Origin of the sequence: Streptomyces sp. NPDC007872, assembly GCF_042868165.1 — a bacterium.
Taxonomy (GTDB): domain Bacteria; phylum Actinomycetota; class Actinomycetes; order Streptomycetales; family Streptomycetaceae; genus Streptomyces.
This window is the reverse complement of the sequence record NZ_JBIAEA010000004.1, coordinates 351,042-362,709: the sequence shown is the minus strand read 5'-3', so window position 1 is coordinate 362,709 and position 11,668 is coordinate 351,042. Positions and strand designations below refer to the sequence as shown.

Genomic DNA, 11,668 nt, shown 5'->3' with positions numbered 1-11,668 from the left:
GTGGCGACCGGTCCCGCGCGGGCCCCGGGTCGGCCCCGGGCCAACCCCGGACCGGCCCCGGATCGGCTCCGGTGGGGTTAACCCCCCTTCCGTTCGACCGCCTCCCCCATGGCGACGCGCGATCCGCGCCGGGCACCCTGGGGCCCATGAGTGCCGATCACGACTCCGCCGCCGTCCCCGCCGCCCCGGCGCGCCCCCGTACCGCCTACGGGAAGGAGACCTGGAAGGAGATCGCCTTCCTCCTCTCCAACCTCCTCACGACGCTGGCCGGTTTCGTCTACGCGGTGGTGAGCGTCCTGCTCGGGGTGGGCCTCTCGGTCACCGTGGTCGGCCTCCCGCTGCTCGCCCTCGGCCTCGGCGGCGCCCGGCTGCTCGGCCGGTCGGAGCGGGGGCGGGCCCGGGGCCTGCTCGGCGTCGCGGTCCGGGAGCCGTCCCCGCTGCCCCGGCGCGACGGCTTCTTCGGCTGGCTGTGGTCCGCGCTGAAGGACCCGGTGGCCTGGCGGACCCAGTTGTACGGGCTGATCCGGCTGCCCTGGGGGATCGTGACCTTCACGGTCACCCTGGTCTCGCTCCTCGTCCTCTGGCCCGTGCTGCCCTTCGTCGCGCGGTTGCTCGCGAGCGCCGACCGGGGCATGGTCCGGGGGCTGCTCTCGCCCTCCGACGAGCTGGAGCGGCGGATCGCCGAGCTGGAGTCGGACCGGGGCGTGGTCGTCGACACCGCCGCCGCCGACCTGCGGCGCATCGAACGCGACCTGCACGACGGCGCGCAGGCCCGGCTCGTCGCCCTCGCGATGGGGCTCGGCCTGGCGAAGGAGAAGCTCCTCGACGACCCGGAGGCCGCCGCCGCGATGGTCGACGAGGCGCACGGCGAGGTGAAGCTCGCGCTCCAGGAGCTGCGGGACCTGGCCCGGGGCATCCACCCGGCCGTCCTCACCGACCGGGGGCTCGGCGCCGCCCTGTCCTCCGTCTCGGCGCGCTGCACGGTCCCGGTGCGGGTCGACGTCGACCTGGCCGAGCGGCCGGCGGAGGCGATCGAGGGCATCGCGTACTTCACGGTCTCGGAGCTGCTCCAGAACGTCTCCAAGCACTCCCGCGCCCGGTCCGCCTCCGTGGAGGTGTGGCGGACGGGCGGACGGCTGGTGCTCCAGGTCCGGGACGACGGCACCGGCGGGGCGCGCCTCGACGGCGGCACGGGGCTCGCCGGGCTCGCGGAGCGCCTCGGCGCGGTCGACGGCGTCCTCGCCCTGGACTCCCCGGCGGGCGGTCCGACGACGGTCACGGCGGAACTGCCGTGGCGGGACCGGGTCGCGGCCGCACGGTAGGCCCCCGGGGCCCCCGGACCCTCAGACCCCCGGACCCTCAGACCCCCGGGCCCCCGGGCCCCCGTGGTGGGGAAAACCCCCGCCCGCAGACGCCGACCTCCCTCATGGTCCGGCCCCCGCCGGAACGGAACCCTGGAACACGTACGCACGCACCGCACCGCACGGCACCACCCCAGCCCGGCCCGGCCCGGGCCCGCCGAACGCGTACCGCCCGAGCCCACCACCCCGGCCCCCACCAGCAGAGAAGGACGTTCGCCATGCCCTCCCACCGACTCCCCGCCGTGATCCGCGCGCCGTTCGAGGGCCGCACCTGGCGCGCCCTCGGGTACGTGCTGATCGGCCTCCCGCTGAGCATCTGCTGGTTCGCGCTCTCCGTCTCCCTCGTCTCGACCGGCGCCGGGCTGCTGATCACCTTCCTCGGCGTCCCGGTCCTGGCCGGGGCGCTCGCCCTGTGCCGGGGCTTCGGCGCGGTGGAGCGGGCCCGGGCGCGGGCGCTGCTCGGCCTGGACGTGGCGGCGCCGGAGCCGGTGCGCGGCCGGACCGGCGGGGCGTTCTCGTGGATGGGGGCCATGCTGAAGAGCGGGGCCTCGTGGCGCCACCTGCTCTACGCGTTCGTGCACATGCCGTGGGCGGTGTTCTCCTTCTCGGTGGCGGTCGCGTTCTGGGGATGGGGCTGGAGCCTCTTCACGTATCCGCTGTGGCAGTGGACGTTCCCCGCGTACGTCGGGCAGGACGGGATCCAGTTGTACGGCGACGGGACGCACGGCCTGTACCTGGACTCGCCCTTCGAGATCGCGGTGACCTGCGCGGTCGGCCTCCTGTTCGTGCTGGTCGGGCCGTGGCTGCTGCGCGGGCTCGTCGCCGTCGACCGGTTCCTGGTGGCCGGGCTGCTCGGCCCGTCCCGGCCGGCGTCGCGCGTGACGGAGCTGGAGTCGGACCGGGGCGTGCTCGTGGACACCGCCGCCGCCGACCTGCGGCGCATCGAGCGGGCGCTGCACGACGGCGCGCAGGCCCGGCTCTCGGCGCTCGCCATGGACCTGGGCCTGGCGAAGGAGAGGCTGGCGGAGGACCCGAAGGCGGCGGCGGTCCTGGTGGACGAGGCGCACGGCGAGGTGAAGCTGGCGCTCCAGGAGCTGCGGGACCTGGCCCGGGGCATCCACCCGGCCGTCCTCACCGACCGGGGCCTGGACGCGGCCCTGTCGGCGGTGGCCTCGCGCTGCGCGGTCCCGGTGTCGGTGGACGTGGACCTGCCGGCGCGGCCGGTCGCGGCGATCGAGGGCATCGCGTACTTCACGGTCTCGGAGCTCCTGCGGAACGTCACCGAGCACGCGTGGGCGCGGCGCGCCCGGGTGGACGTGTGGCGCTCGGGCGACCGGCTGATGCTCCAGGTCCGGGACGACGGCGTCGGCGGCGCGGAGACGGCGGCCGGGCGGAGCCTGGCGACGCTCTCCGAGCGGGTCGGGGCGGTGGACGGGGTCTTGGTCGTGGACTCGCCGGCGGGCGGCCCGACGACGGTCACGGCCGAACTGCCCTGGCGGGCGTAGATCCCGTCCGGCGGATCGGGATCGGGGCCCTCCGTCGGCCCCCGGGTGCGATGCTGGGGCCTCGACGGAAGACCGGACGACCTGATCGTGGGGGCTGTGGGGCGTGGGAGAGCGGGACGTGGCGGGACGGGTGCGGGTGGTCATCGCCGAGGATTCGGTACTGCTCCGGGAGGGGCTGACCCGGCTCCTGACCGACCTGGGGCACGAGGTCGTCGCCGGGGTCGGCGACGGCGAGGCCCTGGTGGAGACGGTGGGGAAGCTCGCGGCCGAGGGGGCGCTGCCGGACGTGGTGGTGGCGGACGTGCGGATGCCGCCGACCCACACGGACGAGGGCGTGCGGGCGGCGGTGCGCCTGCGCGGGGACCACCCGGGGCTCGGGGTGCTCGTCCTGTCGCAGTACGTGGAGGAGCAGTACGCCACCGAGCTCCTGGCCGGTTCCAGCCGGGGCGTGGGCTACCTCCTGAAGGACCGGGTCGCGGAGGTACGGGAGTTCGTGGACGCGGTCGTCCGGGTCGCCGGGGGCGGCACGGCCCTGGACCCGGAGGTCGTGCAGCAGCTCCTCGGCCGCAGCCGGCAGCAGGACGTCCTGGCGAACCTGACCCCGCGCGAGCGGGAGGTCCTGGGACTGATGGCGGAGGGGCGGACGAACTCGGCGATCGCGAAGGCGCTGGTCGTGAGCGACGGCGCGGTGGAGAAGCACATCAGCAACATCTTCCTGAAGCTGGGGCTCTCGCCGAGTGACGGCGATCACCGGCGGGTACTCGCCGTACTGACGTACCTGAGGTCGTGACGTACCTGAGGCCCCGACGTACCTGAGGCCCTGGGGTCCTGAGGGGGCTCCGGAGCTCCGGTACCCGGGGCCGCCGGGCCCCGCGTGCCCGCCCGCCGGTTCCGGCCGCCGGAACCGGCCCCTCGGCCGCCCTCCGAGCGACAGAAAGCCCGGAACCAGACCTTCCGGAACACTTCGGGCGGCGACACGACGTGACGAACCCTGACAGAACGGATCCCGAAAAGCGGTCCATGATGCAAGAAGTCCAGGGAGACTCGCCCCCGCCGTCGTAGGGTGGGCAGCGGGACGGACGGTGATCGGCCGACCGCGCCCCGAGCTCCTCCCCGCCTCCGGCGGAGAGTCCCCTTGCCACGAGGGAGGTCCAGTTCAGTGACCAGCCAGGTCAGCAGCGAGGCCGGCGAGGCCCTGCTCGGGGAGCAGAGAGGCGCCCCGGCCGCGTCCCAGGACGGCAGTGCGAAGGAGGTCCGGCGCCTCGATCGGGTGATCATCCGTTTCGCGGGCGACTCGGGCGACGGCATGCAGCTCACGGGTGACCGGTTCACCTCGGAGACGGCGTCCTTCGGGAACGACCTGTCGACGCTGCCGAACTTCCCGGCCGAGATCCGGGCGCCCGCCGGGACGCTGCCGGGCGTCTCCTCGTTCCAGCTCCACTTCGCCGACCACGACATCCTCACCCCGGGCGACGCGCCGAACGTGCTGGTCGCGATGAACCCGGCGGCGCTGAGGGCGAACATCGCCGACGTGCCGCGCGGCGGCGAGGTCATCGTCAACACCGACGAGTTCGCCAAGCGGGCCATGGCGAAGGTCGGCTACGCGGTCTCGCCCCTGGAGGACGGGTCCCTGGAGGGCTACCGGGTGCACCCGGTGCCGCTGACGACGCTGACCCTGGAGGCGCTCAAGGACTTCGGCCTGCCCCGCAAGGAGGCCGAGCGGTCGAAGAACATGTTCGCGCTCGGGCTGCTGTCCTGGATGTACCACCGGCCGACCGAGGGCACCGAGGCCTTCCTGCGCCGCAAGTTCGCGAGGAAGCCGGAGATCGCCGAGGCGAACGTGGCCGCGTTCCGGGCCGGCTGGAACTTCGGGGAGACCACCGAGGACTTCGCCGTCTCCTACGAGGTCGCCCCCGCGACCCGCGCCTTCCCCACGGGCACGTACCGCAACATCTCGGGGAACCTGGCCCTGTCGTACGGCCTGGTCGCCGCCGCCCGCCAGGCCGACCTGCCGCTCTACCTCGGCTCGTACCCGATCACCCCGGCCTCCGACATCCTGCACGAGCTGTCGAAGCACAAGAACTTCGGCGTGCGGACCTTCCAGGCCGAGGACGAGATCGCCGGGATCGGCGCCGCGCTCGGCGCGGCCTTCGGCGGCTCGCTCGCCGTCACCACCACCTCCGGCCCCGGAGTGGCGCTCAAGAGCGAGACGATCGGCCTGGCCGTCTCCCTGGAGCTGCCGCTGCTGGTCGTCGACATCCAGCGCGGCGGCCCGTCGACCGGTCTGCCGACCAAGACCGAGCAGGCCGACCTGCTCCAGGCGATGTACGGGCGCAACGGCGAGGCGCCCGTGCCGGTCGTCGCGCCGAGGACGCCCGCCGACTGCTTCGACGCGGCCCTCGAGGCGGCCCGGATCGCCCTGGCGTACCGCACGCCGGTCTTCCTGCTCTCCGACGGCTACCTCGCCAACGGCTCCGAGCCGTGGCGGATCCCGGACACCGGCGAGCTGCCCGACCTGCGGACCGCGTTCGCCACCGGCCCCAACCACACCCTCGCCGACGGCACCGACGTCTTCTGGCCCTACAAGCGCGACCCCGAGACCCTGGCCCGCCCGTGGGCCGTACCGGGCACGCCCGGACTCGAGCACCGCATCGGCGGCATCGAGAAGCAGGACGGCACGGGGAACATCTCCTACGACCCGGCCAACCACGACTTCATGGTCCGCGTCCGCCAGGCCAAGATCGACGGCATCGACGTGCCCGACGTCGAGGTCGACGACCCGGACGGCGCGCGCACCCTGGTCCTCGGCTGGGGCTCCACCTACGGGCCGATCACCGCCGCCGTCCGCCGCGTCCGCCGCGAGGGCGGCCACGTCGCCCAGGCCCACCTGCGCCACCTGAACCCCTTCCCGAAGAACCTCGGCGAGGTGCTGAAGCGGTACGGGACGGTCGTCGTCCCCGAGATGAACCTCGGCCAGCTCGCCACCCTGCTCCGGGCGACGTACCTGGTCGACGCGCGCAGCCACACCCAGGTCAACGGCATGCCGTTCAAGGCCGAACAGCTCGCCGCCGTCCTCAAGGAGGCCATCGATGCCTGAGCCCGCCCCGTCGCTCCTGCACCTGGTGCCGAAGGCCGAGGCCGTCCAGTCGATGAAGGACTTCAAGTCCGACCAGGAGGTGCGCTGGTGCCCCGGCTGCGGCGACTACGCCGTCCTGGCCGCCGTGCAGGGCTTCATGCCCGAACTCGGCCTGGCCAGGGAGAACATCGTCTTCGTCTCCGGCATCGGCTGTTCCTCCCGCTTCCCGTACTACATGAACACCTACGGGATGCACTCCATCCACGGCCGGGCCCCCGCCATCGCCACCGGTCTGGCCACCTCGCGCCGCGACCTGTCGGTCTGGGTGGTCACCGGCGACGGCGACGCGCTGTCCATCGGCGGCAACCACCTCATCCACGCCCTGCGCCGCAACGTCAACCTCAAGATCCTGCTCTTCAACAACCGGATCTACGGCCTGACCAAGGGCCAGTACTCCCCCACCTCCGAAACGGGCAAGATCACCAAGTCGACCCCGATGGGCTCCCTGGACGCGCCCTTCAACCCGGTCTCGCTCGCGCTCGGCGCGGAGGCGTCCTTCGTGGCCCGCACGGTCGACTCCGACCGCAAGCACCTCACCGAGGTCCTGCGGCAGGCCGCCGACCACAACGGCACGGCCCTGGTGGAGATCTACCAGAACTGCAACATCTTCAACGACGGGGCCTTCGACGCCCTGAAGGACAAGGAACGGGCCCAGGAGGCGGTGATCCGCCTGGAGCACGGGCAGCCGATCCGCTTCGGCACCGACCTCGCCAAGGGGGTCGTGCGGAACGCGTCCACCGGTGACCTGGAGGTCGTCGACGTGACGCCCGCGAACGAGGGCGAGGTCCTCGTCCACGACGCCCGCGCCACCACCCCCACCACCGCCTTCGCGCTCTCCCGCCTCGCCGACCCCGACACCCTCCACCGGACCCCCGTGGGGGTCTTCCGGTCGGTGGAACGGCCGGTGTACGACACGCTCATGGCGGAGCAGCTCGACACGGCCGTGGAGCGGCAGGGCAAGGGCGACCTCGCCCAGCTCCTCACCGGCAACGACACCTGGACCGTCGTCGGCTGACGCGACGGCACCGTGAGGGAGGGCGGGCCCGTACGGGCCCGCCCTCCCTCACGTCTTCCCCGTCCTCTTCGCCTCCGCCACCGCCGCGTCCGCGAAGTCCCCCAGGAAGTACGGCTTCCCGTCCTTCACCTTCCACAGGAAGAGCCCGACGAGGTTCGCGACGACGCTCTCCCTGCCGTCCGAGGAGTACGTCTTGGCGAGGCCCTTGTACGGGGTCTGGCGCAGGCCGTTCGCCACGCCGGACGCCACCGACTCGGAGTGGTTCCCGACCGTCGTGCCCAGCGCCTGGAGCGTCCAGTTGACGACGTCGTACGCCTCCGTGGCGTACGGGTCGACGGGGGTGGTGCCGGGCAGTCCCCAGCGCTTGCGGTACGCGGCGGCGAAGTCCTTCGCCGCCGGGAGGCCGTCCGGGTCGACGCGGCCCGCGCCGAAGTACCAGCCCTCGGCCGCCGGGCCCGCGAGGTCGAGGAACTCCCGGGTGAAGGGCTGTTCGACGCTGCCGCAGGGTCCCCGGAAGCCCCGGTCGCGCAGGGCCTTCGCGCAGAGGGCGGCCCGGCGCGGCGAGACCCCCACGTACATCACGGCCTGCGGGTCCGTCGCGAGGGCGGCCCGTACGGCGGGGGCGAAGTCCTCGCCGTCCGCCTCGACGGGGTGGGCGGTCACCGTCCCGCCCTTGGACTGCGAGGGCGGGGTCTGTTTGAGGCTCTTGATCGCGAACCAGGTGGACCGGCCGCCGTCGCGGTCCTCCACGAGGGCGGTCCGGACGATCCCGCGCTCGGAGAGGTAGCGCACGAACGGGACGATCATCGTGTCCGGGGAGGGGCGGGGTTCGAAGTAGGTGCGCTGGGTGGTCTGGCCCTCCACCGTGGTGCCGTTCGGGACGGCGGCGAGGACGCTCACCAGGGGGACGGAGCGGTCGACGAGTTCGGCCACGGCGGCGACCACGCTCGGGACGGTCGTCGGGCCGAGGACGCCGACGAGCCCCGGGTCCTCGAGCAGGGTGCGGGCGGCGGTCGTGGCGCGCTTTCCGTCCCCGCCGTCGTCCACGACCCGCAGGACCACGTCGAAGGCCCGGTCCCGGCGGGCGTTGAAGGTCTCCACGGCCAGCCGGGCGCCGCGCTCCTGCGCCCGCCCGGCCTCCTCGGTGGGGCCGCTCAGGTCGGTGAGGACGCCGATCGTGTACGCGGGGAGGACGGCGCCCTTGCCCGTTCCCGTCCCCGTGCCCTTCCCGGCGGGGCCACGGCCGAGGAGCCAGGCGGTCAGGCCGCCCGCGCCGGCGACGGCCACCGCCGAGCCGGTCGCCAGGACGCGGCGGCGCGAGACCCCGGCGGGGGGTTCGGGGGCCGCGAGCACGGTCGGTTCGGGGACCGGCAGGTCGAGGACGCGGGAGGAGCTCCGGGCGATGAGCGCGGGCAGGCCGGGCGGCAGCCAGTCCCCCGCCGGGCCCCCGGCCTCCCCGAGGGCGGCCCGCACCCGCGCGGCCGTGGGGCGGGCCGCCGGGTCCTTGGCCAGACAGGCCGTGACCAGGGGCAGGAGCGTGTCCGGGACCTCGCCGAGGTCCGGCTCCTCGTGGACGGTGCGGTAGACGACGGCGGCCACCGCGCCCGTACCGAAGGGGCGTTCGCCGGTGAGGGCGTACGCGAGGACGCAGCCGAGCGCGAAGACGTCGGCGGCCGGGCCGACCTCGTCCGGTCCGCCGGCGCGGGCCTGTTCGGGGGCGAGGAAGCCGGGGGTGCCGATCATCGCGTCCGTGGCGGTCAGGGCGGTGGCCCCGGCGGAGCGGGCGATGCCGAAGTCGATGAGGCGCGGCCCGTCGAGGGCGAGGAGGACGTTCCCCGGCTTCACGTCCCGGTGGACGAGCCCGGCCGCGTGCACGTCGGCGAGCGCGTCCGCGAGCCGGGCGCCCAGGGCCCGCACGGTCGGTTCGGGCAGGGCGCCGTGCAGGGCGACGGCCTCGGCGAGCGAGGGCCCGGGGACGAACTCGGTGGCCAGCCAGGGCTCCCGGGCCTCCGGGTCGGCGCCGAGGACGCGGACCACCCAGCGGCCGGTGATCCGCCCGGCGGTCCGGGTCTCGCGGCGGAACCGCTCCCGGAAGCCGGGGTCGGCGGCGTGCTCGGCGCGGACGATCTTGAGCGCGGCGAGCGTGCCGCCGGGGGTGCGGGCGAGGTAGACCACGCCCATGCCGCCGGCGCCGAGGCGGCCGAGGAGCCGGTGGCCGGCGATCGAGGACGGGTCGGCCCTGCGGAGCGGCTGCACGGGCGATCAGGCCTTCGCCATGTTGGCGGGCACGGCGGGCGCGGCCCCGATCGACTTGTAGGCGCCGTTCTGCACGCCGTACACGAACGTGCCGACGCCGCTGAGGTCGCCGTACTCGTCGAAGGAGTACCCGCCCATGACGCCGGTGTACTTCTTGGCCCGGAGCTGTGCCCAGAGGCCCTTGCGGGCCGGGGGCCGGCCCGCCTTCGCGTTCCGGGCGAGCTGGTCGAGGACCATGTTCACGACGTCGTACGACTCGCCCGTGTAGTACGCGGGAGGGGCGCCGTAGCGCTTGCGGTGCGCGGCGACGAACCCGGCCGTCTTCGCCCGGTCCCCGGCCTTGACCTTGGTGTCCTTCTCGCGGTCCAGGGGGTCGAGGACGGGCACGCCGAAGAACCAGTTCTCGGCGGCGGGTCCGGCCTCCTTCAGGAAGGCGGGGCCGAAGGCGTGCTGGCCGACGAACCGGGGTCCGGTGAAGCCGAGTTCGGCGAGGGCGCGGGCGGCGAGGACGGCGGTCTCGCGGACCCCGCAGTGGACGTACGCGTCCATGCCGGCGTCGATCATCCCGCCGAGGATCCCGCGGTAGTCCCGCGCGTGGGCGGGGACGACCCGGTAGTACGGGTCGATCCTGGCCTGTCCGAAGCCGAACTGGACGCCGCGCACGAGCAGCCAACTGTACTGGTCGTCCGTGCGCTCCTGGAGGACCCCGGGCTTGCGGACGGTGGGCAGGAGCGTGACGGCGAACGCGAGGTAGGCGCCGCCCATGAGGTGGCTGGGCATGGCCCGCAGCACCGTGGCGTTGGGCGGGCTCTGCTCGTCCCGCCGGGTGAACAGGTTGAACCCGGCGGAGGTGGTGAGCAAGGGGAGGCCGGACTCCTCGAAGGCGGGGAGCGCGGACTGTCCGGTGTCGTCGGAGGTGGGGCCGAGGACGGCGACGACGCCGGGGTCGGTGGTGAGCCTGCGGGCCGCTTCGAGGGCGGCGTTCCGGTCGCCCCGGTCGTCGGAGACCTTGAGTTCGAGGGCGAACGGCTTGTCCTCGCGGGCGTTGAACTGCTCGACGGCGAGGCGGGCGCCGCGCTCCTGGGCCCGTCCGATCTCCTTGGCCGGTCCGGAGAGGTCGGCGAGGACGCCGATCTTCCAGGTGGTGCGGGGCGGGGCGGCCTTGCCGTCGCCCTTCTTGCCGTCGTCGCCCCCGAGGGCCGACCGGACGGCGAGGGCTCCGCCGCCGGCGGCGAGGACGGCGGCGCCGGAGGCGAGGAGCAGGAAGCCGCGCCTGCTGCGCTTCGGCGGCTCCGCCGTTCCCGTGCCGGGCGCGGTCGCGTCGATCTCGGGCAGGACGAGCATCCGGGCGGAGCGCTCGGCGATGGTCCGGACGACGGGGGCGGGCAGCCACTCGGCGGCGGCGCCGGGGGTGTCCTCGACGAGCCGTACGCCGATCTCCGCGGCGGTCGGGCGGGCGGCGGGGTCCTTGGCGAGGCAGGCCCGGACGAGGTCGAGCAGCTCCTCGGGCACGCCGGTGAGGTCGGGCGCGTCGTGGACGGTCCGGTAGAGGAGGGCGTCCGGGGTGCCGGTGCCGAAGGGCGGGCGTCCGGTCGCCGCGTACGCGAGGAGGCAGCCGAGGGCGAAGACGTCGGCGGCGGGGCCGACGGCGTCGGCGCGGGCCTCGGCCTGCTCGGGGGCGAGGAAGCCGGGGGTGCCGACGACCATGTCGGTGGCGGTGAGGGCGGTCTCGCCGGTGGCGCGGGCGATGCCGAAGTCGATGAGCCGGGGGCCGTCGACGGCGAGCAGGACGTTTCCGGGTTTGACGTCCCGGTGGACGAGCCCGGCGGCGTGCACGGCGGCGAGGGCGCGGGCGACGGCCCACCCGAGGAGCCGGACGCTCCGCTCGGGCAGCGCGCCGTGCGCGGCGACGGCCTCGCCGAGGGAGGGCCCGGCGACGAAGGCGGTGGCCATCCAGGGCTCGGGGGCGTCCGGGTCGGCGCCGGTGACGGGGACGGCCCAGGGACTGGAGACCCGCCGGGCGGCCTCGACCTCCCGCCGGAACCGGGCCCGGAAGTCGGGCTGGTCGGCCTGGTCGGCATGGGTGACCTTGACGGCGGCGAGCTCGCCGTTGGCCGTACGGCCCAGATAGACGACGCCCATGCCACCGGCTCCGAGCCGCCCGAGCAGCCGGTAACCGGCGATGACGGAGGGGTCGGAGGGGAGGAGGGGGTGGAGGTCGCCGGGGTGGGGGTGGGGTGGGGTGGCCGGGGGGTGGGGAGTCTCGACCGGGGGCCGGGACGGCTCGGCAGGGGGCCGGGCTGGGGTCCCTGCGGGGTTCCCCGCGGGGGGCTGGGGAGGGAGCGGGGGCGGGTTCCCCGCCGGGCTCCCTGCCGGGGGCCGGGGCGGGAACGGG

At 74.7% G+C, this 11,668-nt stretch carries 7 protein-coding genes; 5 read left to right on the top strand and 2 right to left on the bottom strand.

Annotated features, from left to right (window positions below; genetic code table 11):
* Positions 1-146: 146 nt before the first annotated feature.
* The 5 genes from ACFYNX_RS16115 to ACFYNX_RS16095 all read left to right on the top strand — a co-directional run bounded on the left by ACFYNX_RS16115 (position 147) and on the right by ACFYNX_RS16095 (position 7,017).
* Positions 147-1,322, top strand: a complete 1,176-nt coding sequence (locus tag ACFYNX_RS16115) for a sensor domain-containing protein (protein ID WP_365542656.1) — start codon at positions 147-149, stop codon at positions 1,320-1,322.
* A gap of 257 nt (positions 1,323-1,579) precedes the next feature.
* A complete protein-coding gene (locus ACFYNX_RS16110; protein WP_388661993.1) occupies positions 1,580-2,866 on the top strand; it encodes a sensor histidine kinase in 1,287 nt (428 codons plus the stop codon).
* Positions 2,867-2,996: 130 nt separating this feature from the next.
* The gene (locus ACFYNX_RS16105) at positions 2,997-3,656 is read left to right on the top strand and encodes a response regulator transcription factor (protein ID WP_053641328.1); all 660 of its coding nucleotides are present in this window, start codon (positions 2,997-2,999) and stop codon (positions 3,654-3,656) included.
* 369 nt (positions 3,657-4,025) lie between these two features.
* Positions 4,026-5,963, top strand: coding sequence for a 2-oxoacid:acceptor oxidoreductase subunit alpha (locus ACFYNX_RS16100; RefSeq protein ID WP_365542660.1), 1,938 nt, complete (start codon positions 4,026-4,028; stop codon positions 5,961-5,963).
* On the top strand, positions 5,956-7,017 hold the full coding sequence (locus ACFYNX_RS16095; protein ID WP_388661991.1) for a 2-oxoacid:ferredoxin oxidoreductase subunit beta: 1,062 nt from the start codon (positions 5,956-5,958) through the stop codon (positions 7,015-7,017). Before ACFYNX_RS16100 ends, ACFYNX_RS16095 begins: the two co-directional genes overlap by 8 nt.
* A 48-nt stretch (positions 7,018-7,065) precedes the next feature.
* On the opposite strand, the gene ACFYNX_RS16090 is transcribed toward ACFYNX_RS16095, so the two are convergent.
* Positions 7,066-9,273 (bottom strand): bifunctional serine/threonine-protein kinase/ABC transporter substrate-binding protein, encoded by a 2,208-nt coding sequence (locus tag ACFYNX_RS16090; protein WP_388661989.1) that lies wholly within the window; start codon positions 9,271-9,273, stop codon positions 7,066-7,068.
* Between the two features lie 6 nt (positions 9,274-9,279).
* Entirely contained in the window at positions 9,280-11,457 is a 2,178-nt protein-coding gene (locus tag ACFYNX_RS16085; RefSeq protein ID WP_388662558.1) for a bifunctional serine/threonine-protein kinase/ABC transporter substrate-binding protein, read from the bottom strand.
* Positions 11,458-11,668 lie beyond the last annotated feature (211 nt).